The organism is Demequina sp. NBRC 110057 (genome assembly GCF_002090175.1).
Lineage (GTDB): Bacteria > Actinomycetota > Actinomycetes > Actinomycetales > Demequinaceae > Demequina.
Genome location: NZ_BBRN01000004.1, coordinates 246,027 through 271,481, shown reverse-complemented (window position 1 = coordinate 271,481; position 25,455 = coordinate 246,027). Strand labels below are relative to the sequence as shown.

Genomic DNA, 25,455 nt, shown 5'->3' with positions numbered 1-25,455 from the left:
GCTCTATTCGACACGCGGATTTCTCCGCGCGCCGCGGGGTTGTCCGCCCTGTGGGGGTAGGGAAAACCCCCGGAAACGCGGCCGCGACTCGGGGTTGACGGGCCCCTGACGTGGGAGGCCTCAGTCCATGTCCGATCTGCATGCAGCCCATCCTAGGCTCGCACTCCTCCTTGAATCGCGTGAGTACCAGGAGCGATACTCGGCGATGCGCTACTCGTGTTCCGGCAGCCGCGGTGCCGACACGCCAGGGTCGCGACCGATGAGCGCTGCTCGCGTGACGGCGGCGGAGCCGAATCGATCGCGCACCGCATCGAGCGCGGTGTCGATGCGCGCCCCGTCATTGCCGTCGTCGCCGTCGATCGGCAGTTCGAGCTGAACCATGCCGGCGCTCGAGAGCTGTGTGAGAGAGACTCCGATGAGGGTGACGCCCCGGTGGGCAATGTCGGGCCCCGCGGCCGCAAGCAGGCTCTGGGCGACTCCGCGCAGCACCTCCGTGCGATCGGTGGGCGCGGCGAGCGTGCGCGATCGGGTCGCCTTCGTGAAGTCGCGATAGCGAAGCCTCAACACCACCGTCGCGCACGACGATCCGCGATCGCGCAGGCGCTTCGCAAGGCCGTCCACGATCTGAGTGACCATGAGCCCGAGCTCATCCCCGGTGTACGACCGATCGCCAAGTGCGCGCTGTGAGCCGATCGATCCGTGCCGCTTGGCCGTCTCGACGGGTCGCGGGTCACGCAGGCGTGCCAGCGCGTGCAGCCGCGCACCGGCCGCCCTCCCGAGCCACTGTTCGGCGGTCGCCGCTTCGAGTTCGGCCAGTTGCCCGACCGTGAAGACGCCGTTGCTGTGCAGCTTGTTCGCGGTCACCGCACCCACACCCCAGAGCCGTTCGACGGGGAGCGGATGGAGGAACGCCTCCTCACGGTCCGGCTCCACTACGAGGAGCCCGTTGGGTTTGCTGGCCGCGCTCGCCACCTTCGCGAGGAACTTGGTCCTCGCGACGCCCACGGAGATCGGGAGCCCCACCTCGGCACGTACGCGCTCCCGCAGACGCACCGCGATCTCCTCGGGAGTCCCCGCCAGGCGGCGAAGTCCTCCCACTTCGAGAAACGCCTCGTCGATCGAGATTCCCTCCACGTACGGCGTCGTGTCATCAAAGATCGCGAACACTGCACGGCTCGCCGCCGAGTAGGCCTCCATCCGGGGAGGAACGACGATGGCGTCGGGACAGAGCGCCCGCGCCCGATGCACCCCCATCGTCGTGCGCACTCCCCGCGCCTTGGCTTCGTAACTCGCCGCGACCACGACGCCGCCGCCCACGATCACGGGGCGTCCCAGGAGCGCCGGATGGTCACGCTGCTCGACAGAGGCGTAGAACGCGTCGAGGTCGGCGTGGAGCACCGTCGCCTCGCCACGCATCTCACACCTCCCGCCGCCGCACACTTGTGCAGGAATTGTGTCATCGGGCCCCGACACCGCGGGCTCTCGTCGTCGGGCCACCGCGAGCGGCGAGTGCACCCCAAGGGTGGGCCAGGCGGGGCTCGAACCCGCGACCGATGGATTATGAGTCCACTGCTCTGACCGGCTGAGCTACTGGCCCGGGGCCGGACTCCCCCGCCGCGCTTGGCACCGGGGCCGTGCGGCCGCCGACAAGTCTAGCCAGGGGGCGTATGGCGTCATCACCACCCCAAATCATCCTGTAGTATTTCTGACTGCTGATCCTCCATAGCTCAATTGGCAGAGCAGCCGACTGTTAATCGGCAGGTTGTTGGTTCGAGTCCAACTGGAGGAGCTCACAGAAAGCCGGTCCCTCGGGGCCGGCTTTTGTGTTTCCACGGCCCTAGCAGGGCCGATGCTGCAACTGGGTCACGACTCGGGGAGGTCGGCTGGGATCTGGGTTCCGCTCTCCGATGTCACCCAGTAGGGGTTCATCGCGAGTTCCCACACGTGGCCGTCGGGATCGGCGACGTAGCCGCTGTACCCGCCCCACTCGGCCGTCACGGGGCGCTTCAGTTCGGTCGCGCCCGCCGCGAGCGCAGCCTCAAAGCGCTCATCGACCTCCTCCGTCGTCGCATAGTTCTGCGCGAGGGTCATGGCACCCGTGCCCAAGGCAGCATCCGCCCTCCCCTGGTCCTCCGCGAGGTCGGCGAGGCCAAACAACCCCACCACCAGCGAGTCCATCTGGAAGAACACGATCTCGTCCGCACTCTGACGCACCATCCACCCCCACGCCTCATAGAAGGCGCGCGAACGCGGAAGGTCGGCGACGCCGAGCGTGACAAGGGACACACGTTGAACCGTCATGGCGCCAGGCTAACCCCGGCCGCCCACACGGACACCGTGGGACTACCCCTCGCGAAGCTCCCGCCGGCGGGTCTCGATCCCGATCATCTCCGCGAACGCCTGCTGAGCCTCGGGCGTCCCCGTCCCCGCGCGCTGCATCGCGCCGCGCAGCGCGGCCACCTGACGCGTCAGGCTGAGGTCGAGCACCCGCGCGAGCACCGTCCCCGCGTAGTGGCCCAGCGTCTCGGGCTTGTCGTGCGGCAGCGGCGACACAGCGAGCTCGCTCACCGTCGCGGCGAGCGTCTCACCCGCCGCCTCCGCGACATCGTTGGCCCAGTCGGGCCCGGCCTGACCGGGACCGCCGAGCGACTGAATCGCCTCATAAATCGCGCGGTACTGCGGCACCGAGTACCCGTCGGGCGCCAGCTCGCGCACCACCTTCGAGGCGAGCGGGTCGTTCGTGATCTCCACCGGTGCCTGCAGGAGGGTTCCCAGCGACAGCGCCTCGGCCCTCACCACGGGGTCGCGCCGGTCGGGACGGGCGTACCCGGCCTCCTCGCCGCCGTAGCCGCCGGGCCCGCCCCAGGCATCGGCCGTCGGGACCGCACCGGTACGAGGGGCGCCGCCTCCGCGCGAGCCGCGTGCGGCATCGGCCACCGTCCTGCGGACCAGCTCCACCTCCATGCCCAGCCAGCCGGCGAGCAGGCGCGCGTACTCGGGCTGAATGGCCCTGTCGCGGATGCCCGCCACCACCGGGGCCGCGGCACGCAGCGCGGCGGCGCGCCCCTCGGGGGTGTCGAGGTCGTGCTGGGACAGCGTGGTGCGGATCACGAACTCGAACAGCGGCTGGCGGTGCTCAAGCAGCGCCTGCACCGCGGCATCGCCGCCTCCCATGCGCAGATCGCACGGATCCTTACCCTCGGGATCCACCGCCACAAACGTCTGGGCGAGAAACTGCTGGTCCAACTGGAACGACTTGAGGGCGGCATTCTGGCCGGCCTCGTCGCCGTCGAACGTGAAGATGACCTTCGCCCCGGTGGCCCCCACCTTCATCGTCGAGGAGCCGGTGTCACCCATGAGGCGGCGCACCACCTTGACGTGCTCCTCGCCGAATGCGGTGCCACACGTCGCCACGGCGTTGGTGATGCCCGCAAGGTGGCAGGCCATCACGTCCGTGTAGCCCTCGACCACGACGGTGGTGCGCTCGGAGCGGATCGACCCCTTGGCAAGGTCGATGCCGTACAGCACCTGATTCTTCTTGTACAGCGGCGTCTCGGGGGTGTTGAGGTACTTGGGGCCCTGGTCGTCGTCGTGAAGGCGGCGCGCGCCGAAGCCGATGACCTCGCCCGTCACGTCGCGGATGGGCCACATGAGGCGGCCCCGGAAGCGGTCGTAGATGCCCCGCTGCCCCTCGGAGACGAGCCCCGAGGCGCGCAGCTCGTCCTGCGTGAAGCCCTTAGAACGCAAATAGTCCGTGAGGTGGTTCCACCCCTGCGGCGAGTAGCCCACGCCGAAGTGCTCAGCGGCGCCGCGGTCGAAGCCACGCTCGCGCAGAAAGTCGCGGCCGATGCGCGCGTCGGGCCCGGCGAGCTGCTCCGAGAAGTACTCCTGGGCGACGCGGTGGGCCTCCAGCAGGCGCTTGCGCTGGCCAGCGGTTCCCTCGCGACGCGGACCTCCTCCGGCCTCGTAACGCAGCGTCACTCCCGCGCGTTCGGCCAGGTACTCGACGGCCTCCGCGAACGGCAACCCGTCCATACGCATCACGAACTCGATGACGTCGCCGCCCTCGCCGCAGCCGAAGCAATGCCAGCGGCCGGCGCCGGGGCGCACGTGGAACGACGGCGAGCGCTCGTCGTGGAAGGGGCACAACCCCTTGACGGAGCCCACACCCGCCGATTTGAGGGTCACGTGCTGGCCGATGATGTCCTCGATGGGAGCCCGCTCGCGCACCGCGGCGATGTCGTCCCTGTTGATCGTGCCAGCCACACCGGAATGGTACTCGCGGCGTCCGGGCGCCCCCGCATCGGCCAGGTACGCCACGAGAGGAACGCCCGCAGCGGCCCGGTACGCTGGACCGCGTTCGCATCCACGAAAGGAAATCCAGTGAGAGTCGATGCCTTCCTCGCCGATTCGGCCGAGGTCGTCCAGGGCAAGATCTACGCGCTCGGCGCGGGATGGAACACCATCTTTGTGCGGCAGTTCCCCGCCGCGCACCGTCGCCTCGCCGTCGCGGCCACCGTGCACGTCCCCTTCACCGCCACCAACGTCTCGCACCAGCTCGAGCTGAAGCTGCTGACCGAGGACGGCAAGGAGTACCCCATCGGCGTGCGCGCCGACGCCGACGGCAAGCCCCAGCCCGTGCGCGGCATGGGTGGCGAGTTCACGCTCGGCCGCCCCGCGCACCTCGTGGACGGCGACGAGCAGGTCGCCTGCTTCGCCTTCACGATCGACGGCATCCGGTTTGTCCAGGCCGGTATGTTCGAGTGGGTCGTCTCGGTGGACGGCGAGGAGCTCTCGCGCCTGCCGATGCGCGTCCAGGCCGCACAGAGCTAACCGAGGGTCCATGGGGCTCTATGAGGGGCTGATCTACCCCGCCTACCTGGTGGTGTGTGCACTGCTGGTCCTCGGCGGGATCGCCACGATGATCTGGGTGCGCCTCCACGAGGGCCTCAAGTGGATCGTGACGGCCATGTGGGTGGTGACCGCCCTGCAGGTGCTCGCCGTCGCGGTGATCCTGCTGGGCGGCCACTCGGCGCCGATCGTGCTCACCGTCGGCTACCTGCTGGCGTCGGTCATCCTGGTGCCGCTGCTCGGCATCGGCCGCCTGGGCGAGCCCGACGCCGCCGCCATGGATCCCGACCCCAACCGCCCCGTCCTTCAGCCCGACCAGATCGCGCGCGTCGACGGCGGTGCCGCCGTCATCATCGGCATCGCCGGTGCCGTGCTCGCCTGGCGCGTCATCATCCTGCTGGGAGGCTGAGATGAACCCCGTGGGACGCATCGTCCTCATCGCCGCGTACGCGGTCCTCGGCCTCGCCGCCGTGGGCCGCTCGTCGTACCAGATCTCGACAAAGCTGGCCGAGGCTCCCCTGCCGTACCTCATCTCGGGAGTCTCCGCGGTGCTGTACGTCGTGATCGCCGTCGCGCTGTGGCGCGGCTGGCGGCGCGTGGCCCTGTGGGGAACGTCGCTCGAGCTCGCCGGCGTGCTGATCGTGGGCACCCTGGGCTACATCGAGGCCGACTGGTGGGCCGACGAGACGGTGTGGACCGGCTACGGCTCGGCCTACGGCTGGGTGCCGCTGCTGCTGCCGCTCGCGGCGCTGTGGGTGCTCCTGCGCGGTCGCGGCGGGCGTGTCCAGACGGCCGATGCCGGGGCCGCCTCCTCGGACGAGGTCGCCTCGTGAGCGGCACGGGCGGCGTGAGCGGTGGGGCCGGCGTCGGCCGCACCGCGCTGAACGCCGTGCGCGGCGCGCTGATCGGCGCCGCCGAGTCCGTTCCCGGCGTCTCCGGCGGCACGATCGCCCTCATGACCGGCGTCTACGAGACGTTGCTCACGTCCGCCGGCCACTTCATCACCGGCACGCGCATCGCGGCCGTGGACCTCGTGCGCGGGCGCGGCGTGTCCCGGTCGCGCGACGAGTACGCGCGCGTGTCGTGGCGCGTCATCATCCCCATCGGCATCGGCATGGTGATTGCACTGGTCGCCATGGCATCGGTCATGGAGACGCTCGTCGAGGAGCACCCCGAGACCATGCGGGCGCTGTTCTTCGGACTGGTGCTCGCGTCGCTCGCGGTGCCCTTCCGCCTGGCGGCGCACGCGCCGATGCCCGCCCGTCCCGACGGCCGCTGGGGCGGCAAGGACTGGGCATACGCGCTCATCGGCACCATCGCGGCGGCCGTGATCGTGTCGCTGCCAGGGGGCAACCTCGAGCCGTCTCCCCTGGTGCTCGTGCCCGCGGGCGCGATCGCCATCTCCGCTCTCGCGCTGCCGGGCCTGTCCGGCTCGTTCCTGCTGCTGACCATGGGCCTGTACGAGCCCACGCTCGCCGCCGTGAACGACCGCGACCTCGGCTACCTGGTGTGGTTCGCTCTGGGCTGTGCGATCGGCCTCGTGTCGATCGTGAAGGTGCTGCAGTTCATGCTGGAGCACCACCGCCGCAACACCCTCGTGGTGCTGACCGGCGTCATGGCGGGATCGCTCGTCGCGCTGTGGCCGTGGCAGGACGAGGACGGCCACAAGCTCGCCCCCTCGGGCGACCTGGTCGCGCCGCTGCTCGCCTTCGTCGCCGGTTTCGCGGTGGTTGTCATCCTGCTGATCGTCGAGGAGCGCATCCTCGCCGGCCAGCAGGCGCAGATCGACGCCGACCCGGCCACGGCTCCGCACGCCAGCGCCGACTGACGGCCGGACCGTTGACTCGGCCACAGCATCGGCCGCCTGAAGGTCAGGACTGCACGCAGTACTTGTGGTGCCAGTTGTAGGCCGACGTGTCCGTGAGCGAGGCGACCTGGTCGACCGCGACGCGCAGGCGCGCGGCGTCGTCGGGGGCCTCGCGATAGTCGGCCGCGAACTGCGGCTCGAGGGCCTCGGGGCCGCGGTCCGCGAGGGCCGTCACCAGCTCCTTGAGCACCTTGCGCTGCTTGGCGTACGTGGGGCTGGTCTCGCGCGGTGCCATCAGGAAGTGCACGGCGATGCCCTTGAGGATGAGGATCTCGTCGAGGGTCTCCTGCGGCACCACGATCGACGCGTGGTGCCTGGTCAGCGGCTCGTCGCCGTGCTCGGCCTGCGTCGCGCCGATGATGGCCTGGGCGAAGCGGCCGATGATCTGGCTGGTCATGTCCTTCAGCGCCGCGAGCGAGTGGCGGGTGCCGTCGAAACGCTCGGCCCACCAGGGGAACGCCTGGAGGCGTCCGAGCGCGGCGCGCAGGGCCTCGTCGTCCCCGCCGCCGTACCACTCGCGCGTGTGCTCGATCACGGCGCTCACTTGGCCCGGGTCCCTGAGCGTCGCGAGCTGGACGGCGCGGTAGACGATCGAGTCCTCGACGTCGTGCACCGAGTATGAGATGTCGTCGGCGACGTCCATGACCTGCGCCTCGAACGACTGTTGGGTGCCGGGAGCGCCCTCGCGCAACCACTCGAACACCGGGATGTCGTCCTCGTAGACGCCGAACTTGCGGGTGGGGGTGCCGTCGGGCCGCATCGGCGCCGCCGGCTCGCGCCACGGGTACTTGACCGCCGCGTCGAGGCTCGCGCGCGTGAGGTTGAGGCCGGCGCTGCGTCCCGTGGCGGGATCGAACGTCTTGGGCTCCAGTCGTGTCAGCAGGCGCAGGGTCTGGGCGTTGCCCTCGAAGCCACCGATGTCGCGGGCCACCTGGTCGAGCGCGCGCTCACCGTTGTGGCCGAACGGCGGGTGGCCGAGGTCGTGCGCGAGGCACGCGGCATCGACGATGTCGGGCGAGCAGCCGAGCGCCTTGCCGAGCTCGCGGCCCACCTGAGCGACCTCGAGAGAGTGGGTGAGGCGCGTGCGCACGAAGTCGCCGCTGCCCAGGCCGAGCACCTGGGTCTTGGCGCCGAGCCTGCGCAGGGCGCTGGAGTGCAGGATGCGGGCCCTGTCGCGCTCGAAGGGAGTGCGCTGGGCTGCCTTGGCTGGCTCGGGGATCCACCGCTCGACGTCGGCGTCGGAGTACCCGGGCGAGATCGCGTTCACCCGTCCAACCTAGTCATGCCCGGTGCCGGGGTCGTGACACGGCGCGCGGGCGGGCGGGCGCACGGGCGGCGCCGTGACGAAGTGACGGTTGCACCGTCCCGATCGCGGCGTGTCGCCACCGAGCCTCCGGCGTGTCGCCCAGCGAACCGTCACCTTGTCACGGGCTGGCGCCCACGGGGCGCCGCGAGCACGCCCGGCGTACGGTGGAGACATGTCCCGTGTGCTGGTCTACTGCGCCATGTCCGTCGACGGCTTCATCGCCGGCCCCGGCGACGACATCGCCTGGTTGGAGGCTCCACGCCCGGCATGGGCGCCGATGGCTGACGGGCAGTGGGCCGATGCCCCAGGCGACGCGGTGACGTACGAGGACTTCTTCTCGGGCATCGGCGCGATGCTCATGGGCCGCCGCACCTTTGATGTGGTGCACGCCATGGGTGAGTGGTTCTACGGCGACACCCCAGTGCTGGTGGCCACGGGCCGACCGCTGCCGACGGAGGGCGCCGTGCCGGCGAGCGTCTCGGCCGCATCGGCCCCCATCGCCAATCTCGTCGCCGAGGCGCAGGATGCCGCGGGAGACAAGGACGTGTATCTCGACGGCGGATCGCTCATCCGTCAGGCGCTCGATGCCGACCTTGTCGACGAGATGATCGTCACCATCCACCCGACCATCCTCGGCGCTGGTCACCCGCTTTTCGCCGGCGCGGAGCAGCGCCGAATGGTGACGGTGAGTGACGTGCGCCGGTTCGGCGACGGCATGGTGCAGCTGGTAATGACGCCCGCGCGCGAACCGCGCGACGATTCGCCCCTGCCGTCGGATGGAGGCCCTGCGCTGGACGATGCCGACAATCCCGGCGCGCTGGGGCACGCCTAGCGACTGGCATCAAGCCCCAGTGGCCCAATTTGCGGCGTGTCGTCGCCCGAAGAGCCGCAAATGCGGCCATTTGCGCACCGTGGGGGGGCGGGGTCGGGCACGCCTAGGCGCGGGTTCAGCCTCCGGAGACGCTGAGCTCCGCCTCGCGCAGGCGCACCTCGAGGTCGGGCGTGATGTCCTGGGTGTCGAGCCAGCCCTCCGGGCACGAGGGGCTCTTGGGGCTTCCCTGGCGACCGCGCGGCCCCTCGGCGCCCTCGCCGGGGTACGGCAGGTCGAGCGGCAGGGCGTCGAGCAGGGCGCGCAGGTCGCCGAGGGTCTCCACCAGGCCGAGGTTCTTGCGCACCTCTCCCCCGACCGGGTAACCCTTGAGGTACCAGGCCACATGCTTGCGAATCTCGCGCATCGCCTTGAGCTCGTCGTCCCCGAAGAACGGGATCATCAGCTCGCCGTGGCGGTAGATGGTGTCGGCGACCACGCGCAGGCCGGGGCGCACGCGGTCAGCGCGGCCCTCGAAGCCCGCCTGCAGGTCGGCGAACAGCCACGGCCGCCCCTGGCAGCCACGGCCGACGACCACGCCGTCGACCCCCGTACGCTCCACCATTGCTAGCGCGTCCTCGGCGGACCAGATGTCGCCGTTGCCGAGCACGGGGATGGTCGTCACGGCTTCCTTGAGGCGCGCGATGGCCTCCCAGTCGGCGGTGCCCGAGTAGTAGTCCGCGGCGGTGCGTCCGTGGAGGGCGACGGCGGCGGCACCCTCGGCCTCGGCCATGCGGCCGGCGTCGAGGTAGGTGAGGTGGTCGTCGTCGACGCCCTTGCGCATCTTCACGGTCACGGGAACGTCGTACGGCGCTGCCTCGCGCACCGCCGCGCGCACGATGTCGCGGAACAGGTCCTTCTTCCACGGCAGGACGGCGCCGCCGCCCTTCTTGGTGACCTTGGGCACGGGGCAGCCGAAGTTCATGTCGATGTGGTCCGCGCGGTCCTCGCTCACGAGCATCTTCACGGCGGCGCCGATGGTCGCGGGGTCCACGCCATACAGCTGGACCGACCGCGGGGTCTCATCGGGGTCGTGGTGGATGATCCGCATCGACTCCTTGGTGCGCTCCACGAGGGCACGCGACGTCACCATCTCGGCAACGTAGATGCCGCCGCCGTGCTCGCGGCACAGGCGCCTAAACGCGGCATTGGTGATGCCCGCCATCGGCGCGAGCACCACGGGGGTGTCGACGGTGAGAGGACCGATCTGCAGCGGCGGCAGCACGCGCTCGGCGGCGCGGGGGGCGTCGGAGGAGGGCGTGGCGGCGGCCGATGCGGTGGCGGTCATTCCTCCATTGTCGCCGATGCCTCGGCATCGGATGCGCGACCGGGGTCCCCGGCATCGGCCTTGCCCTCGACGGATTCCCCCTCGATCGCGCCCTCGTACCCGACCACGAGCGCGGCGATGCCGGTGGTGAGTGGCACGGCGAGCACCAGGCCGATGGAGGTCACAAGCGTGCGCACCACCTCCTCGGCGATCTCGGCGCTGGTGAGCGTGGTGGCGATGGAGTTGTCGTACAGGGTGACGAGCATGAGGGTCGGGAGCGCGGCGCCCACGTAGGCGAAGGCGATCGTGTAGACCGTGGAGGCGATGTGGTCGCGGCCGATGCGCATGCCGCGCGAGAACAGTGACCAGCGCGAGATGTCGGGGCGGGCCGCACGCAGCTCCCACACGGCGGACGACTGCGTCACCGTCACGTCGTTCAGCACGCCGAGCCCGGCGATGATGATGCCGCACAGGACGAGGCCCTGGAGGTCCACCGATCGCCCGGCCAGCTCGAGGTGCGTGCCCTCCTCCGACCAGATTCCGGTGAGGCGCGAGGCCCCCACCGCCCACCAGGCGAGCAGCGCGGTGATCAGCAAGCCGGCGAGCGTCCCCAGGTACGCGGTGGTGGTCCTGGCGTTGACGCCGTGCGCCAGATACAGCAGCGCGAAGAGTGCCCCGGAACCGGTGACGAGCGCCACCACCAGCGGGTTCTGACCGTCGAACAGGGCGGGCACGGTGAAGAACACCACCACGCCGAAGGCCCCGAGGAGGCCCAGCAGCGCTCCGATGCCGCGCCACCTGGCGATGGCCACCACGAGCACCACGTAGACGACGAGCAGGAGCAGCATCGGCGGCCCGCGCTCGAAGTCGCCGAAGACGAGCTCGCCGGTGTCCAGCGACAGCGCCCGCACGTGGTCGCCCACCTCGTAGGTGAACGTCGAATACCCAGCGTCGTCGAGGACGCGCTCCTCACCATCGAGGTCGACAGTGGCCTGCCCGGTCTCCTCGTCCACCGACTCAACGGTGACCGACACCCACTCGGCCCCCTCGTACGAGGTGGGCACCGAGCGCAGCACGTCCCAGCTCGACGGCCACACGGCAACCGCCCCGGCCACGGTGAGGAACACGATGACCCCCACCAGGATGGTGAGGACCGTCGTGGTCCGCTCCGAGGCCCGCGGCGCGCGCTCCAGGGAGCCGTCCGCGGCGAAGCCGTGCGAGTGCCCGGCACCCATCAACGAGAACCCAGCGCCGGCATCGCCCGCCCGTCAGCCCTTACGCGCCGATGAGGCGCGTCGCGAGGTACGCCTGGACCTGCGACAGGCCCACGCGCTCCTGCTGCATGGTGTCGCGGTCGCGGATGGTGACGGCCTGGTCGTCCTTGGTGTCGAAGTCGACGGTGATGCAGAACGGCGTGCCGATCTCGTCCTGGCGGCGGTAACGCTTGCCGATGGCCTGCGTGACGTCGAGGTCCACGTTCCAGGCGCCGCGCAGCTCCTTGGCGAGCGCCTCCGCGGTGGGCGAGAGCTCCTCGGACTTGGACAGCGGCAGGACGGCCGCCTTGACGGGCGCGATGCGCGGGTCGAGGTGCAGGACCGTGCGCTTGTCGACGCCGCCCTTGGTGTTGGGCGCCTCGTCCTCGTCGTAGGCCTCCACGAGGAAGGCCATGAGCGAGCGGGTGAGGCCCGCCGCGGGCTCGATCACGTACGGCGTGTAGCGCTCGTTCGTGGCGGGGTCGAGGTAGGACAGGTCCTTGCCGGAGTGCTCCGAGTGCGTCGACAGGTCGAAGTCGGTGCGGTTCGCGATGCCCTCGAGCTCGCCCCACTCCGAGCCCGTGAAGCCGAAGCGGTACTCGATGTCCGTGGTGCCCTTGGAGTAGTGCGAGAGCTTTTCCTGCGGGTGCGCGTACAGGCGCAGGTTGTCGGCGGCGATGCCGAGGTCCTTGTACCACTGCAGGCGGGTGTCGATCCAGTACTGGTGCCACTCGTCGTCGGTTCCGGGCTTGACGAAGAACTCCATCTCCATCTGCTCGAACTCGCGGGTGCGGAAGATGAAGTTTCCGGGCGTGATCTCGTTGCGGAACGACTTGCCGATCTGGCCGATGCCGAAGGGCACCTTCATGCGCGAGGTGCGCTGCACGTTGTCGTAGTTGACGAAGATTCCCTGGGCGGTCTCGGGGCGCAGGTAGTGCAGGCCCGACTCGTCCTGGTTGACGCCGAGGTAGGTCTTGAGGAGGCCGTTGAACATCTTGGGCTCGGTCCACTGGCCGCGCGTGCCGCAGTGGCCGCAGGCGATCTCGGCGAGGCCGCCCTCGGGTGCGCGGCCCTTCTTCTCCTCGAACTCCTCGATGAGGTGGTCCTCGCGGAAACGCTTGTGGCACGACAGGCACTCGACCAGCGGGTCGACGAACGCCTTGAGGTGGCCCGAGGCCTCCCACACGGCCGGGGGAAGGATCACCGACGAGTCGAGGCCCACGATGTCGTCGCGGCTCGAGACCATGGCACGCCACCACTGGCGCTTGATGTTCTCCTTGAGCTCGACGCCGAGCGGCCCGTAGTCCCACGCGGAGCGGGTTCCGCCGTAGATCTCGCCGCAGGGGAAGACGAAGCCACGGCGCTTCGCGAGCGAGATCACGTTGTCGAGGCGGGACGGCTGTGCCACTGGGTGCTCCTTGGGTGGGGGTCATGCGGTCTTGGCTGGCGCCAAGTCTATCGGCGGCCGATGCGGTGGCGGGCCGGGGTGGGGCTCGCGCCTGCCCCGTGCTGGGCCGCCGGTCCCGAGCCGCCACGTACGCAAGTGACGGTCGTACGCACGCCGCGCCGAGGCATCGGCCGTCCACACCGGCGTGTCGCCCCGCACCACCGTTACCTTGTCACCGCGAGCGGCCGATGCGGTGGCGGGCCGCCGCAAGACGACGAAACGGGATCGGGTGGTGCCGTGTCCGCCACGGCACCACCCGATCCCGCCGCCCCTCAGCGAGCCGCTCGCCTACTCCCCCTTGGCGGCCTTCTTCAGCGTCGCGCCGGCGCTGAGGCGCACGACGCGCCCCGCCGCGATCTCGAGCGCCTCGCCAGTGCGGGGGTTGCGTCCCGTGCGGGCCGGGCGCTCCACCACCTCGAGGCTGAGGGTTCCGGTCAACCGCACTGACTCGCCGGCTGCCGCGGCCTCGACGAGGGCGGACTCGACGCCCTTGAGCACCGCCTCCGCGGTGGCCTTGTCGACGCCGGCGTGTGCGGCGGCTCGCTGGGCGATGTCGGAGCGCTGGAGGGTCATGATTGTCCTTTCGTCGGGGTCGATGCCGGGGCGAGATCCTCGACATCGATGAGCCCGCGCCGGGCGGCGCGGACCAGGGGTCGGGGCACGCGGTACTCGGTGCCGTTGATGGTGACGGGCACGAGGTCGACGGTGGTCGTCTTCCACTGGGCTCGCCGCGAGCGCGTGCGGGAGCGGGACTTCTTTCGCTTGGGGACGGCCACGGCTACCCCTGGCGGCCCTTGAAGCGCGGGTTGCGCTTGTTGATGACGTACGTCTTGCCGCGGCGGCGCACCACGATGGCGCCGTCCTTCTTCGCAAGCGAGCGAATGCTTGCTCTCACCTTCATGATTGTGCCTTTCCGTAGCGCCGGCGGAAGCGCTCGACGCGGCCGGCGGTGTCCATGACCTTGGCCTGGCCCGTGTAGAACGGGTGGCTCGCGGCCGAGATCTCGACGTCGATCACGGGATACTCATTGCCGTCTTCCCAGGTGATCGTCTCGGTGGATGTGGCGGTCGAGCGGGTCAGGAACGCGAAGTCTGCCGACTTGTCGCGAAAGACGACGGGCTCGTACCGGGGGTGGATTCCCTTCTTCATGTCACCAACTCGACTTCGTCACGCCGGGAAGTTCTCCGCGGTGCGCGGCGTCGCGGAACTGCACGCGGGACAGGCCGAACTTGCGCAGGTTTCCGCGGGGGCGGCCGTCGCTTGCGCCGCGCGCCCTCAGGCGCGTCGGGCTCGCGTCGCGCGGGAGGGCGTGCAGCGCCTTCATGGCGGCGTCGCGTTCCCCGGGCGAGAGGTGAGGGTTGACCGATGCCTTCTTCAGTTCGCGCCGCCGCTCGGCGTAGCGCGCGACCACCTCCTCCCGTTGCCGGTTACGCGCGATCTTGGACTTCTTGGCCATTAGCGGGTCTCCTTGAACTCGACGTGGCGACGGATCGCTTTGTCGTACTTGCGGATCACGAGCCGGTCGGGGGTGCTGCGGCGGCTCTTGGTCGTCACGTAGCGCGTGCCGGTGCCCGCGGTCGACTCGAGCGTGATCTTGTCTCGGATGTCCTTGCCCTTGGCCATCAGATCCGCTCCCCCTTAGCGATCAGCCGCGCGGCGACCGCGTCGATCCCGTCGCGGTCGATGACCTTGAGGCCCTTCGCAGAGACGTTGAGCGTGACCTTGCGTCCGAGCGACGGCACCCAGAAGTGCTTGCGCTGGATGTTGACGTTCCACCTCCGGGAGGTGCACCGGTGGGAGTGGGAGATGGTGTTGCCGAAGCTCGGAACGGCTCCTGTGACCTGGCATCGCTGTCGTGACATGCCGGACAACCTAGTAATGAGAATCATTCTCGTCAAGTGCTACGGTGACGCCATGAGCTCCTTCACCATCTCCACCCTCACCACGATCGACCCCCTGATGCGCGCCGCGGCGGCCATGAACCTCACGCTGGACCGTCCGGACCTGGTGGTCGTCACCCACGACATCCTCGACGGCGGCGTGCGACGCACCGTGGCGGATATCACCGGCGTCATCGAGCAGACCATCACGCCACTCGCCCATGCGTGTGTCTCGTGCGCCATCCGCGAGGACGTCCTCCCCACGCTCGTGGGCCTGCGCCGCCAGGACCGCTGGCGCCACGCGGTGGTCGCGCTCCCCGTCACGGCGGAGCCTGCGCCCCTCGTCCGCCTACTCGACGGCGCCCTGCGGCCCGATGGCCAGCTCGCCGGCGCCGAGTTCGGCACGGTCGCCGCCATCCTCGACGCCGCGACCGTCCGCGAAGACGCCTTCAGTGACGACTGGCTCACCGACCGCGACCTGGGGCTGCGCGACGAGGACGACCGCGTGGTCGCCGAGGCCCTCGCCCCCATCCTCGCGGCAGCCGACGTCATCGTGCTGGCGGGAGCCACCCCCGCACCCGAAGACGCCCTTGCGGTGGCGGATCACCTGCGCGGCGACGGGAGCCAGGTCGTCTCGGCTGAACTTGAGAGCCTCACGCCTCTCCTCCTGGGCCGTCCGCGTGGGCGCAGCAGGGACTGCCTCGAACGCGCCGACCCCCTGCGCACCCCGCGCCGCACTCCTCGCGATCGGGCGGGAGTCTGGAGCCTTCGCCTCGAGAGTGACCGCCCCTTCGACGCGCGGCGACTGCGCGAAAGCCTGCACAGGATGGCCGATCACCCGATTCGCGTGCGCGGCCACTTCTGGGTCGCCTCGCGGCCGCACTCAGCGTGCATCTGGGAAGAGGCCGGCGGCCAGCTCAGCGTGGGGACGGTCGACTCCTGGAACGGCAGGCAGCCGCGCACCACGCTTGTCGTGACCGGCGTCGGCGAGGAACGGGCCATCATCGCCGACGCCTTCGCGGCCGCCCTTCACTCCCCCGCTGAGCCCATCGGCGACGACCGCCTCGACGACTGGTTCGGAGCCCCTGACGAGGGCGAGGAGGCGGCGTGAGGCGAGGATCCTTGTCGACTAGTGCGGAAGCGTGCCACGCCGTGGCATCGGCCGTCCGCACCTGCCCGTCGCGCCCAGCTGAGTTTGACAATGATTCTCATTTAGCCGTAGCGTTGCCGTCATGAACGTCACCCGTCCCCTGATCGTCGGCGGAGCGGTCGGCTCCCTCCTTCTCGCCGGCTGCTCCGCCGATACCTCGTCCGCCGACGCGGACGCCTCCGAGGCGTCGCTCAGCGTCGGCGCCTCCTTCTACCCGCTGCAGTACGTCGCAGAGGCCGTCGGCGGCGACGACGTGGCCGTGACCTCCCTCATCGCCGCGGGCGTCGAGCCGCACGACGCGGAGATGTCCCCCGCCACCGTGCGGTCCATGCAGGACATGGACACCGTCCTGTTCCTCTCGGACTTCTCCGCGGCCGTGGACGACGCCGTCGACACCACCGGCGCCCGCTCGCTCGACGCCCACCACATCGTCGACGAGCACGGCGAAGAGGAGGCCGAGCACGAGGATGAGACCCACGAGGACGACGAGTACGCGAGCGAGGACGGCCACGACCACGGCACGCTCGACCCGCACTTCTGGCTCGACCCCACGCTGCTCGCGGAGTACGCCGAGGACGTCGTCGCGGAGTTCTCCGAGCTCGACCCCGACAACGCGGCCTCGTACGAGGAGCGCGGCAACGCGCTGATCGCCGACCTCGACGCGCTCGACCAGTCGTTCACCGACGGCCTCGCGACGTGCGAGCGACGCGAGATCTTCGTCAGCCACGAGGCATACGGCTACCTCGGCCTGCGCTACGACCTCGCCCAGGAGGGGATGTCGGGCCTCGACCCCGAGGCCGAGCCCTCCCCCGCGCGCATCCGCGAGATCCGCGACCTGATCGAGGACTCCGGCGCCACGACCATCTACACCGAATCGAAGGTGTCCGCGGCCGTCGCGGAGTCCCTCGCGGACGATGCCGGCGTCACCACCGCGGTGCTCGACCCGCTCGAGACCATCGCCGACGGCGACGACTACATTGCAGTGATGACCCGCAACCTCGAGGAGCTGAGGACCGGCCTTGACTGCAGCTGACGCCACGTCGCTCGACCACGACGCCCCGCCCGTGCTGACCGCGCGCGGGGTGCGCGTGCGTCTGGGCGGCCACGAGATCCTCCACGGCGTCGACCTCGACGCCCACCCCGGCGAGGCCGTCGCCATCATGGGCGGCAACGGCTCCGGCAAGTCGACGCTGGTCCGCGCCCTCGTGGGCGCGATCCCGATGGCCGCGGGAGACGTCACGGTCTTCGATCAGCCGCGCAGCCGCGCGAGCGCCCGACGCATCGGCTACGTGCCGCAGCGCGCCTCCGCGGGAGGCGGAGTGTCCGCCACCGCCCGCGAGGTCGTCACCGCCGGCCTGCTGGGAGTGGGCCACCTGCGGGCGCCCCGCGATGCGAAGGCGCGCGCCCTCGCCGCGCTGGACGACCTGGGGGTCGCTGACCTCGCGGACCGCGACGTCAGCCGCCTCTCGGGCGGCCAGCAGCAGCGCGTCCTCATCGCCCGCGCCCTCGTACGCGACCCTGACCTGCTGATCCTCGACGAGCCGATGGCCGGCGTCGACGTGCCGAGCCAGGAGGCCCTCGCGGCCGCCCTCACGGCCCGCCGCGACGCGGGCAAGGCGATCATCCTGGTGCTCCACGAGCTCGGGGCGCTCGCCCCGCTGGTCCACCACGCTGTCGTGCTCGAGCAGGGCTGCGTGACACACGTGGGCGAGCCTCCGCGCGCGCTCGGCGTGCACGCCCTGCCCGGTCACGACCACGACCACGCCCATTCCGACGTGCCCGAACAGACGCCGTCCACGTTCGCCTGGGAGGTCCGCCAGTGATCGACCTGTTCACCGACCCCCTCGTGCAGCGCATGCTGCTCGTCGCGCTCATGGTGGGCGCGACCGCACCCATCGTCGGCACCTACCTGGTCCACCGCCGCATGTCGCTGCTGGGCGACGGCATCGGCCACGTGGCCCTCGCCGGCGTCGCCGCCGGCTGGCTGGCCGGGTCCTGGGCCGACCTCGTGCAGGTCGACGCCCTCGCGATCCCCGGCGCGATCGTGTTTGCGGTCGCCGGGGCCGTCGTCATCGAACGCATGCGCGCCCGCGGCGTCGCGGCGGCCGACGTCATCATGGCGATCATGTTCTACGGCGGCATCGCGTCCGGCGTCCTGCTGATCTCCGCCGCCGGAGGCTCGAACGCGAACCTGATGGGCTACCTGTTCGGCTCGATCTCCACGGCAAGTTGGGCCGACGTCTGGGTCACCGTAGTCCTCTCGGCCGTCATCCTCGTCATCGGCCTGGGGTTGCGTTCGGCGCTGTTCGCCGTCACCCACGACCAGGAGTTCGCGTACTCCACGGGCCTTCCCGTCGCGGCGCTCAACATGATCGTCGCCGTCCTCGCGGCCGTCACCGTCACCGCGGCGATGCGCGTGGTCGGCGTGCTGCTGGTCAGCGGCCTCATGATCCTTCCCGTCGCGATCGCCCAGCTCATCACGCGCTCCTTCACGCGCACCATGGGCATCGCCATGGCCATCGGCGTCGCCCTGTGCCTCACCGGCGTGGGCATCACCCTGTTCTACAACCTCCAGCCCGGCGCGCTCATCGTGGTCCTCGGCGTCATCCTCTACGTGGTCGTCGCCTCCGGCGCGGGCCTCGTGAAGCGTCGACGCCACCGCCACGACCGCGAGCTCGCCACCGCGGAAGGAGCACCCGCATGACCCCCACCAGTGGCGCATCGGCCCCCCGCATGACCAAGCAGCGCGCGGCGGTCCTCGACGCCCTGTCCGCCTCGGACGAGTTCCGGTCCGCCCAGTCCTGGCACGACGCGCTGCGCCACGAGGGCTCGACCGTGGGCCTCGCGACGGTCTATCGCTCGCTGCAGGCGCTTGCTGAGGCCGGCGAGGTCGACGCTGTCGTCACCGACACCGGCGAGACGCTCTACCGACGCTGCGGCGCCGTCGACGAGCACCACCACCACCTGCGCTGTCGCGTGTGCGGAGCCGCGGAGGACATCGAGGTTCCGCAGTTCGAGGAATGGGCGGAGAAGGTCGCCGCCGAGCACGGTTTCGCGCGCATCGACCACACCGTCGAGATCACCGGCGTGTGCGCTGCCTGCACGGCCAAGGGTCACTGATGGCGGGAGTGCCGGGATTCATCTCGGACCTCGGCTGGTGGGCACTCGTGCCCTTCCTGTTCGTCGTGGTGTTCGTGCGCACCCAGGCCACCTACTGGCTGGGACGCTGGGCGCGCACGGGCGCGTCGCGCCTCGCCGAGAGCCCGTCCGAGAAGTTCCTGGCCCGCGCCTCGAGGCGCCTCGACGGGCCGATGATGGCGCGCGGCGAGGCGGTCCTCGATCGCTGGGGCTACGTCGCCATCCCGCTGTCGTTCCTGACGCTGGGATTCCAGACGGTGATCAATGCGACGGCCGGATACGTGAAGATGCGCTGGGGGCTGTACACGCTCGTGATGCTTCCCGGCTGCGCGCTGTGGACGGCCGCCTACACGATCGTGGGCGCGTCCATCGTGCACCTGTGGCAGCACAGCCCCACGCTGGCCATCGCCTTCGTCGTGGGTGTGGTGGCGGTCGCCTGGGCCGCCACCCGCGTCACGCGGATCGTCAGGCAGCGCCGAAGCGCCGGTTCCGCCGCGCGTACTCCTCGATAGCCGCCCACAGGTGCGTGCGGTCCACATCGGGCCACAGCACGTCGGAGAACACGTACTCGGCGTAGGCGGCCTGCCACGGCAGGAAGTTGGACGACCGCTGCTCGCCGCTCGAGCGCCAGAACAGGTCGACATCGGGCATGTCGGGCTCGTCCAGGTGCGCCGCGAGCGTCGCCTCGGTGACCTTGTCCGGGTTGAGCTGTCCCGCCGCGACCTTGCGCGCGATCTCACGCGCCGCGTCGGCGATCTCCGCGCGGCCACCGTAGTTGACGCACATCGTGAGCGTCAGCCCGGTGTTGTGCTGCGTGAGTTCTTCGGCCTTCTCGAGCTCCTTGATGACCGACGTCCACAGCTTGGGGCGGCGTCCGGCCCAGCGCACGCGCACCCCCCACTCGTGCATCTCGTCACGCCGGCGCCGGATCACGTCGCGGTTGAATCCCATGAGGAAGCGCACCTCGTCGGGGCTGCGCTTCCAGTTCTCCGTGCTGAACGCGTAGGCGCTGAGGTGGCTCACGCCGATCTCCACGGCGCCGGCCACCACGTCGAGCAGCGAGGCCTCGCCGCGCTCGTGTCCCGCCGTGCGAGGCAGCCCGCGCTCCTTCGCCCAGCGGCCGTTGCCGTCCATGACGACGGCGACGTGCGCCGGCACCGCCTCCTGGGGCAGGGCGGGCGCCGTGGCGCCGCCGGGGTGAGGGAACGGGCGTGCGTAGGTCACGATGGCCAGCCTAGCCGTGGGCGCGACCCCAGCCACGCCGTGCCGGGGCTACCCGGCGCTACTCCCCCAGCGAGCGCGACAGCACGGTGAGCGCCGCGGAGCGCGCGTCCTGGGCACGCTGGCCGCGGCGAGCCACGAGCGCTTCCACGAGCGCCTCCACGACCAGCGTCAGCGCGGCACGCGACGTGAGCAGCAGCTCATCCTGGAAGGACTCGCTGACGGGAGGCACCACCAGCGTGGTCGTCGCCCGCTCTACCAGCGCGGACCGCGAGAAGCTCGTGATGGCGAGCACCGTCGCCCCCGCGTCGAGCGCCGCGTCGACCACGTCGAGCGTCGCACGGTTGGCGCCGGAGCCGGACACGGTCAGCAGGACGCTCGGCGCCTCCATTTGCGCGGCAAGGATCCGCTGGCCCAACGTGTCGGGCACGTACTCGGTGGGACGGCCGATGCTCGACAGCCTCAGCGACAGGTCGTACCCGAGCGGCGCCGACAGCCCGTTCGCCGCGACCAGGACCCGCGGGGCGGTGTCCAGGGCCGCGAGGAACGGCTCGAGGTGCTCCTCCGTCATCGCGGCCGCGACGTGTGGAAGCGCCCGCCCGAACCGTTCCATCGAGGCGCGCACGATGCCCATGGCGCCCTCGGCATCGGCCACCGGGGCACCCCCGAAGGCGCGCTCACGCGCCATGGCGACGCGCAATTGCGGGTAGCCCTCGTAACCCAGCGTCTGGGCAGTGCGGACTACGGAGGCGCGGCCCACGCCGACCGACTCAGCGAGCTGCTGGGCCGTCATGTCGACGGCGGCGCCGACATCGGCCGCGATGGCCTCGGCGACGCGTCGCTCGCTCGGCTGTAGCGCCGGCGCGAGCGCGGCGATGCGTACGGTCGGGGGTGCGTCAGTGCTGCCGTTCCACGCCACGAACCTTGGCCCCTTCCATGATGCGTCGCCGGATGGCCCCGGAGATGGCGTCGATGACCATGGTCACCACGATGACCACGATGATCAGCACGCCGACGGTATCCCACTCGCGGTGCTGCGTGTAGTCCGTGAGCATCGCGCCGATGCCGCCCACGCCGATGAGGCCGAGGATGGCGGAGGTGCGCACGTTGATCTCGAACCGGTACAGCGCGAGGCTCATGAGCTCGGGCGCGGCGACCGGCCACAGGCCCCACCGGATCACCTCCACCAGCGAGCCTCCCGAGGCACGCACTGCCTCGGCGGTGCCGGGCGGGACGGCCTCGATGGTCTCGTAGGTCCACTTGGCGTGCGTGCCGATGCCCCCGATCGCGAGGGCGAGCGCGCCGGTGAACGGCGTGAGGCCGGTGACGGTGAGGATGAGGATCGCGATGAGGACCTCCGGCATGGCGCGAATGACCGCGAAGATCACCCGCAGCGGCAGGCGCACCCACGCGGGCCCGACTCCCTGGGCCGCCGGGATGCCCAGCAGGGTCGAGAGGACCACGCCGAGGATGGCGCCGATCCACGCCATGGAGACGGAGCGCCACGTCTGCAGCGCCGCCTCGCCCAGCATGGACCAGTTGGGGTCGGAGAACATGAGCGCGCCGTAGTGGGCGAGGTCGGCGGGCAGGCCGGCGATCTTGTCCCACTCCAGGTCGATGTCCCAGAACGCGAGGAGGATGACGACGGTCGCGGCCCATCCCGCGGCGCGCACCGCGAGCCGGCGGGGCTTCGCAGGGATGGCCAGGCGCGTGGCCGATGCGGTGGTGGCGGTGGCGGTCATCGCAGCCTCTTTCGCAGCAGGTTCGAGGCGATCTCGATCGCGATGACGACGATGAGGATCTCGAGCACGATGGTGCCGAGCGCGTCGTACCGGTAGAAGCCACGCATCTCGTCGATCAGGCGCCCGATGCCTCCGGCGCCCACGAGGCCGAGGATCGCCGAGATGCGCACGTTGAGCTCGAGCGAGTACAGGACCTGAGACGCGATGGCGGGCCACGACTGCGGCAGTGCAGTCACGCGGTTGATCTGCGTCTGGTTGCCGCCGGCCGCGCGGCCTGCCTCCATGTACTGGGCGTCGGCAGAGTCGATCGCCTCGCTCACCAGCTTCACCACGATGCCGACGTCGAACAGGATCAGCGTGATGATGCCGGGCAGGGTGCCGACGCCAACCATGGCAACCAGCACCGTCGCGTAGACGAGGTCGGGAACCGCGCGCACGACGTTCAGCACGAAGCGCACGGCGCGCCTGGTGACGCCGTTCGGGTTCGTGGGCCGCGCGGCCCACAGCGACAGCGGCACCGCGAGGACGGCCGAGATGGCGGCTCCCACGAGCGCCATCTCGAGGGTCTCGAGCAGCGGCTGCCACGTGCGCGGCAGGATGGACAAGTCGGGGGTGAGCATCTGGCCGATGCGGTCGAGGCCGTTGGTCCAGTTCCTCGCGATGGACGCGAGGTCGATCTCGACGCCGCCGATGGCGGGGATGGTGGTCGCGACCGTGAAGGCCACGAGCGCCGCGCCAACGACGACCGCCTTGGGCCACGTGCGTGGCCGCGGCGGGATGGCGAGGTCGGTACGGGCCGGGGCCGCCGCATCGGCCGCCGTCACTTCTCCCCCAGCCTGTCGCGCTGCTGGACGGGACGGCCGTAGATCTGCTCGAAGTCGGCGTCCGTGGCGGACGCGGCGGGTCCGTCGTAGACCACCTCGCCGGCGCGCAAGCCGATCATCCTTGTCGTGTACTGGCGCGCCAGGTCCATGAGGTGGAGGTTGACCAATACGGTGAGGCCGCGGTCGGCGTTGATGTCCGCGAGGTCGGCCATCACGGAGTGCGCCGTGGGCGGGTCGAGGCTCGCGACGGGCTCGTCGGCCAGCATGACGGCCGGCTCCTGCGCGAGGGCGCGGGCGATCGCGACGCGCTGCTTCTGGCCGCCGGACAGCGCTCCCGCGCGGCCCCACACCTTTTCGAGCATCCCCACCGAGGCGAGGGCGCGCATGACGATATCGCGGTCCTCCGCTGTCGAGATCCCCAGCAGCGTGCGCCACGTGGGAGTGTGCGAGAAGCGACCCACCATCGCGTTGCGGTAGACGCTCGTGCGGTCGGCGAGGTTGAAGGACTGGAAGATCATGCCGATGTCGCCGCGCGCGCGGCGCAGCGCCGCACCCTTGAGCGAGGTCATCGCGTGAGGGCCGACGGTGACGGTGCCCTGCGTGGGCTGGACCAGCCCGTTGATGGTGCGGATCATGGTCGACTTGCCCGAGCCCGACAGGCCCACGACGGCGACCATCTCCCCGGCGCCGATGCTGAGGGAGACGTCCTTCAGCGCCACCACCCCGTTGGGGTAGCGCACGGTGACGTTGTCGAGGGTGATGGGCCACGGCCCGGAGGCCGGGGACACGTGGTCCCCGGCCTCGGGCCGCCGCGCGGCAGCGGTGTCGCTCATCGACTCACTGACCCGAGAAGCGCGCGTTGACCTCGCGGGCAAGGTCGATGGCGTCGGCGTCGGCGGGCACCCAGTCGGTCTGGTCGAAGATCTCCTGCAGGGTGTCGGGGTCCACGTCCGAGTAGCCGTCCATCAGGTCGGTGATCTCGTCGCGAAGGTCCTGCGGGAGGTCGTCCGAGAGGACCACTCCACCGTTGGGGTACATCTCGGACAGGCCGAACACGACGACCTTCTCGCCCAGGTCGGGAACCTCGGCCGCGTCGATCGAGCTGCGGGCGTCCCAGTAGGCGAAGCCCACCTCGGCGTCGCCGTTGTAGACCGCCATGAGCAGGGTGTCGTTGCCGGTGACGGGCACCTGCTGAAGGTCGTCGATGGTGACGCCGTTCTCCTCCAGCGCGAGCACGGGCAGCTGGTAGCCGGCGGGCGACGTGGTGTTGCCGAACGCGACCGTGGTGCCGGGCTCGATCTTGGCGAGCGCGTCCATCGCGACGGGCCCCACGCCAGTGTTCTCCTCGCCCGAGGCGACGCCGTTGCAGTACAGGAAGGTCTGGCCGGTGGCGGCGTAGGTCGCCTCGACGGGCTCGTCGTCGCAGTACTTGTCCGGGTTGTTCGTGAACGCCATCGACGCGTAGGACGAGGCGCCGAAGCGGACATCCTGCAGCACCGCGTGGGCGCCGTACATGTCCTCGGCCGCGGCCAGCGAGCCGGCATCGGCGATCGCAATCTGCGCCTGGCCCGAGCCGATGGCCTCGACCGCGGCCTGGTAGTCCTGGGTGACGACGCCCTCGACGGTGATGCCGAGCTCCTCCGACAGGTAGTCCGTCAGCGGCGCAACGGTGGTGACGAGGTCGGTGACGTTCTCGTTGGGGATCAGCGCGAGGGTGATCTCCTCGGGCCAGTCGGCGCCGGCCGCGGCCGCATCCGAGGTGGCCGATGCGGTGGTGGCGTCCGTCGTGGCGTCCGAGTCGGAGTCGGCGCTACAGCCCGCGAGTGCGACGAGGGCCGTGACGGCGACACCGGCGGCGGTGAGCGTGGTGCGCATGGGGTGAGACCTTTCGTGTGGGCTCGGGAAGCCGGAGCGCTACCCGAGGCGGGCGGACTGCGCCGCCCACGACTGGATGGCCGGATACAGGTCCGGCAGGTGGACGGCCGCCATGGTGATGGTGGCCGGGGGGCGCGCCGCGGCGGGGCCCACGAGCGCGGTGTCCGCGCCCAAGGCCGCCGCGGGCGCGAGGTCGTACTCGTGAATGTCGCCGATCGACAACACGGGGCCGCGCGTGAGCGCGTCGGTCACCACGGCCTCGATGCCCACGGGCTTGCGGGCGCTCGTCACGCGGCCCTCAAACTTGCCAGCGGCACCGAGAGACGCGATCGCGAGGTCGAGGTTGATGTCGGGGGCGTTGGTCACGAGCAGACGGTCGGCGTGCTCGGCCAGCGCGTCGAGGAAGTCCCCGAGCCCCGCGGGGGCCTCGATGGGCGCCTCGTCGGTGCCGAGCAGCGCGCGGCTGGCGAGGTAGGCGGCGTCCATGGTCGCGGCATCGACCCCGTGGGAGGCGGCCGATGCTGCCACCGCGTGGTACCCGTCGCGGAAGGCCGTCGATCCCGCGGCGATGCGCACCAAGGCGTCCTCGAAGTCGTCGACGATCCGGCTGTCACCGGCGGCATCCGCGACGCACCTGGCATAGGCGCGCACGGGGCCGTCCCCGAGGGCAAGGGTGCCATCGAAGTCGAAGATGACGGTGGGACGCATGGGGCTCCTCGTGACGGATCACGCCCGGTTCTGGACGTTGCGTCCACGCTATCGTCCA

General features: G+C 70.6%; 32 protein-coding genes and 2 tRNA genes. 12 read left to right on the top strand and 22 right to left on the bottom strand.

Annotated features, from left to right (window positions below):
- Positions 1-210: 210 nt before the first annotated feature.
- Both dinB and B7K26_RS06180 read right to left on the bottom strand, forming a co-directional pair.
- Entirely contained in the window at positions 211-1,416 is a 1,206-nt protein-coding gene (dinB, locus tag B7K26_RS06185; protein WP_084078031.1) for a DNA polymerase IV, read from the bottom strand.
- A 107-nt stretch (positions 1,417-1,523) separates the two neighbouring features.
- Positions 1,524-1,597, bottom strand: a tRNA-Ile gene (locus tag B7K26_RS06180).
- A 119-nt stretch (positions 1,598-1,716) separates the two neighbouring features.
- Between B7K26_RS06180 and B7K26_RS06175 the strand changes: the two genes are divergently transcribed.
- Positions 1,717-1,789, top strand: a tRNA-Asn gene (locus tag B7K26_RS06175).
- Between the two features lie 74 nt (positions 1,790-1,863).
- On the opposite strand, the gene B7K26_RS06170 is transcribed toward B7K26_RS06175, so the two are convergent.
- Positions 1,864-2,301: a VOC family protein gene (locus B7K26_RS06170; protein WP_084078030.1), complete on the bottom strand. Its 438-nt coding sequence runs from the start codon at positions 2,299-2,301 to the stop codon at positions 1,864-1,866.
- A 42-nt stretch (positions 2,302-2,343) separates the two neighbouring features.
- Positions 2,344-4,266 carry a DNA primase gene (gene dnaG, locus B7K26_RS06165; protein ID WP_084078590.1) on the bottom strand — a complete coding sequence of 641 codons (1,923 nt, stop codon included), beginning with the start codon at positions 4,264-4,266 and terminating at the stop codon, positions 2,344-2,346.
- A gap of 117 nt (positions 4,267-4,383) precedes the next feature.
- Between dnaG and B7K26_RS06160 the strand changes: the two genes are divergently transcribed.
- Genes B7K26_RS06160 through B7K26_RS06145 form a run of 4 tightly spaced genes read left to right on the top strand, consistent with a single transcriptional unit; the run spans position 4,384 to position 6,679 of the window.
- Positions 4,384-4,833, top strand: a complete 450-nt coding sequence (locus tag B7K26_RS06160; protein ID WP_084078028.1) for a DUF6941 family protein — start codon at positions 4,384-4,386, stop codon at positions 4,831-4,833.
- 10 nt (positions 4,834-4,843) lie between these two features.
- Entirely contained in the window at positions 4,844-5,260 is a 417-nt protein-coding gene (locus B7K26_RS06155; protein WP_084078027.1) for a hypothetical protein, read from the top strand.
- A 1-nt stretch (position 5,261) separates the two neighbouring features.
- Positions 5,262-5,684: a hypothetical protein gene (locus tag B7K26_RS06150; RefSeq protein ID WP_084078025.1), complete on the top strand. Its 423-nt coding sequence runs from the start codon at positions 5,262-5,264 to the stop codon at positions 5,682-5,684.
- Positions 5,681-6,679 (top strand): DUF368 domain-containing protein, encoded by a 999-nt coding sequence (locus B7K26_RS06145; RefSeq protein WP_084078023.1) that lies wholly within the window; start codon positions 5,681-5,683, stop codon positions 6,677-6,679. The genes B7K26_RS06150 and B7K26_RS06145 overlap by 4 nt, the downstream gene beginning before the upstream one ends.
- 43 nt (positions 6,680-6,722) lie before the next feature.
- Here B7K26_RS06145 and B7K26_RS06140 read toward each other — a convergent pair whose 3' ends face one another.
- A complete protein-coding gene (locus B7K26_RS06140) occupies positions 6,723-7,985 on the bottom strand; it encodes a deoxyguanosinetriphosphate triphosphohydrolase (protein ID WP_084078021.1) in 1,263 nt (420 codons plus the stop codon).
- A 211-nt stretch (positions 7,986-8,196) separates the two neighbouring features.
- Here B7K26_RS06140 and B7K26_RS06135 point away from each other — a divergent pair, with 211 nt between their 5' ends.
- Positions 8,197-8,856, top strand: coding sequence for a dihydrofolate reductase family protein (locus tag B7K26_RS06135; RefSeq protein ID WP_084078019.1), 660 nt, complete (start codon positions 8,197-8,199; stop codon positions 8,854-8,856).
- Positions 8,857-8,971: 115 nt separating this feature from the next.
- On the opposite strand, the gene dusB is transcribed toward B7K26_RS06135, so the two are convergent.
- The 10 genes from dusB to rpmB all read right to left on the bottom strand — a co-directional run bounded on the left by dusB (position 8,972) and on the right by rpmB (position 14,721).
- A complete protein-coding gene (dusB, locus tag B7K26_RS06130; protein ID WP_084078018.1) occupies positions 8,972-10,180 on the bottom strand; it encodes a tRNA dihydrouridine synthase DusB in 1,209 nt (402 codons plus the stop codon).
- Entirely contained in the window at positions 10,177-11,394 is a 1,218-nt protein-coding gene (locus B7K26_RS06125; RefSeq protein WP_084078016.1) for a YibE/F family protein, read from the bottom strand. The genes dusB and B7K26_RS06125 overlap by 4 nt, the downstream gene beginning before the upstream one ends.
- 40 nt (positions 11,395-11,434) lie before the next feature.
- A complete protein-coding gene (locus tag B7K26_RS06120) occupies positions 11,435-12,820 on the bottom strand; it encodes a glycine--tRNA ligase (RefSeq protein ID WP_084078014.1) in 1,386 nt (461 codons plus the stop codon).
- A gap of 327 nt (positions 12,821-13,147) precedes the next feature.
- Positions 13,148-13,432: an HU family DNA-binding protein gene (locus B7K26_RS06115; protein WP_084078013.1), complete on the bottom strand. Its 285-nt coding sequence runs from the start codon at positions 13,430-13,432 to the stop codon at positions 13,148-13,150.
- Entirely contained in the window at positions 13,429-13,635 is a 207-nt protein-coding gene (gene rpmF, locus B7K26_RS06110) for a 50S ribosomal protein L32 (RefSeq protein WP_084078011.1), read from the bottom strand. The genes B7K26_RS06115 and rpmF overlap by 4 nt, the downstream gene beginning before the upstream one ends.
- Positions 13,636-13,637: 2 nt before the next feature.
- Entirely contained in the window at positions 13,638-13,760 is a 123-nt protein-coding gene (rpmJ, locus tag B7K26_RS06105) for a 50S ribosomal protein L36 (RefSeq protein ID WP_084078009.1), read from the bottom strand.
- On the bottom strand, positions 13,757-14,008 hold the full coding sequence (locus tag B7K26_RS06100) for a type B 50S ribosomal protein L31 (RefSeq protein WP_084078007.1): 252 nt from the start codon (positions 14,006-14,008) through the stop codon (positions 13,757-13,759). The genes rpmJ and B7K26_RS06100 overlap by 4 nt, the downstream gene beginning before the upstream one ends.
- Position 14,009: 1 nt before the next feature.
- The gene (gene rpsN, locus B7K26_RS06095) at positions 14,010-14,315 is read right to left on the bottom strand and encodes a 30S ribosomal protein S14 (protein WP_084078005.1); all 306 of its coding nucleotides are present in this window, start codon (positions 14,313-14,315) and stop codon (positions 14,010-14,012) included.
- Positions 14,315-14,482 carry a 50S ribosomal protein L33 gene (rpmG, locus tag B7K26_RS06090; protein WP_084078003.1) on the bottom strand — a complete coding sequence of 56 codons (168 nt, stop codon included), beginning with the start codon at positions 14,480-14,482 and terminating at the stop codon, positions 14,315-14,317. Before rpmG ends, rpsN begins: the two co-directional genes overlap by 1 nt.
- Positions 14,482-14,721 (bottom strand): 50S ribosomal protein L28, encoded by a 240-nt coding sequence (gene rpmB / locus B7K26_RS06085; protein WP_084078001.1) that lies wholly within the window; start codon positions 14,719-14,721, stop codon positions 14,482-14,484. The genes rpmG and rpmB overlap by 1 nt, the downstream gene beginning before the upstream one ends.
- Positions 14,722-14,773: 52 nt before the next feature.
- Here rpmB and B7K26_RS06080 point away from each other — a divergent pair, with 52 nt between their 5' ends.
- The 6 genes from B7K26_RS06080 to B7K26_RS06055 all read left to right on the top strand — a co-directional run bounded on the left by B7K26_RS06080 (position 14,774) and on the right by B7K26_RS06055 (position 19,539).
- A complete protein-coding gene (locus B7K26_RS06080) occupies positions 14,774-15,850 on the top strand; it encodes a GTP-binding protein (RefSeq protein WP_084077999.1) in 1,077 nt (358 codons plus the stop codon).
- Between the two features lie 121 nt (positions 15,851-15,971).
- Positions 15,972-16,922 (top strand): metal ABC transporter substrate-binding protein, encoded by a 951-nt coding sequence (locus B7K26_RS06075; RefSeq protein ID WP_084077997.1) that lies wholly within the window; start codon positions 15,972-15,974, stop codon positions 16,920-16,922.
- Positions 16,909-17,712, top strand: a complete 804-nt coding sequence (locus B7K26_RS06070; protein WP_084077995.1) for a metal ABC transporter ATP-binding protein — start codon at positions 16,909-16,911, stop codon at positions 17,710-17,712. The genes B7K26_RS06075 and B7K26_RS06070 overlap by 14 nt, the downstream gene beginning before the upstream one ends.
- The gene (locus B7K26_RS06065) at positions 17,709-18,593 is read left to right on the top strand and encodes a metal ABC transporter permease (RefSeq protein ID WP_255376056.1); all 885 of its coding nucleotides are present in this window, start codon (positions 17,709-17,711) and stop codon (positions 18,591-18,593) included. Before B7K26_RS06070 ends, B7K26_RS06065 begins: the two co-directional genes overlap by 4 nt.
- Complete coding sequence (locus tag B7K26_RS06060; RefSeq protein ID WP_084077994.1) at positions 18,590-19,009, top strand: Fur family transcriptional regulator; 420 nt, start codon at positions 18,590-18,592, stop codon at positions 19,007-19,009. The genes B7K26_RS06065 and B7K26_RS06060 overlap by 4 nt, the downstream gene beginning before the upstream one ends.
- Positions 19,009-19,539: a DedA family protein gene (locus B7K26_RS06055; RefSeq protein ID WP_084077992.1), complete on the top strand. Its 531-nt coding sequence runs from the start codon at positions 19,009-19,011 to the stop codon at positions 19,537-19,539. The genes B7K26_RS06060 and B7K26_RS06055 overlap by 1 nt, the downstream gene beginning before the upstream one ends.
- On the opposite strand, the gene B7K26_RS06050 is transcribed toward B7K26_RS06055, so the two are convergent.
- The 7 genes from B7K26_RS06050 to B7K26_RS06020 are packed head-to-tail and all read right to left on the bottom strand — an operon-like array spanning position 19,493 to position 25,397.
- A complete protein-coding gene (locus tag B7K26_RS06050; protein WP_375537572.1) occupies positions 19,493-20,251 on the bottom strand; it encodes an isoprenyl transferase in 759 nt (252 codons plus the stop codon). The genes B7K26_RS06055 and B7K26_RS06050 overlap by 47 nt on opposite strands.
- A 58-nt stretch (positions 20,252-20,309) precedes the next feature.
- Positions 20,310-21,167, bottom strand: a complete 858-nt coding sequence (locus B7K26_RS06045; protein WP_084077990.1) for a MurR/RpiR family transcriptional regulator — start codon at positions 21,165-21,167, stop codon at positions 20,310-20,312.
- Positions 21,145-21,990, bottom strand: coding sequence for a phosphonate ABC transporter, permease protein PhnE (gene phnE / locus B7K26_RS06040; RefSeq protein ID WP_084077988.1), 846 nt, complete (start codon positions 21,988-21,990; stop codon positions 21,145-21,147). The genes B7K26_RS06045 and phnE (B7K26_RS06040) overlap by 23 nt, the downstream gene beginning before the upstream one ends.
- Positions 21,987-22,814, bottom strand: a complete 828-nt coding sequence (gene phnE, locus B7K26_RS06035) for a phosphonate ABC transporter, permease protein PhnE (RefSeq protein WP_084077986.1) — start codon at positions 22,812-22,814, stop codon at positions 21,987-21,989. The genes phnE (B7K26_RS06040) and phnE (B7K26_RS06035) overlap by 4 nt, the downstream gene beginning before the upstream one ends.
- Positions 22,811-23,647: a phosphonate ABC transporter ATP-binding protein gene (phnC, locus tag B7K26_RS06030; RefSeq protein WP_084077984.1), complete on the bottom strand. Its 837-nt coding sequence runs from the start codon at positions 23,645-23,647 to the stop codon at positions 22,811-22,813. The genes phnE (B7K26_RS06035) and phnC overlap by 4 nt, the downstream gene beginning before the upstream one ends.
- Positions 23,648-23,651: 4 nt before the next feature.
- Complete coding sequence (locus tag B7K26_RS06025) at positions 23,652-24,689, bottom strand: phosphate/phosphite/phosphonate ABC transporter substrate-binding protein (RefSeq protein ID WP_084077983.1); 1,038 nt, start codon at positions 24,687-24,689, stop codon at positions 23,652-23,654.
- A 39-nt stretch (positions 24,690-24,728) separates the two neighbouring features.
- Positions 24,729-25,397 (bottom strand): HAD family hydrolase, encoded by a 669-nt coding sequence (locus tag B7K26_RS06020; RefSeq protein WP_084077981.1) that lies wholly within the window; start codon positions 25,395-25,397, stop codon positions 24,729-24,731.
- Between the last annotated feature and the right edge of the window lie 58 nt (positions 25,398-25,455).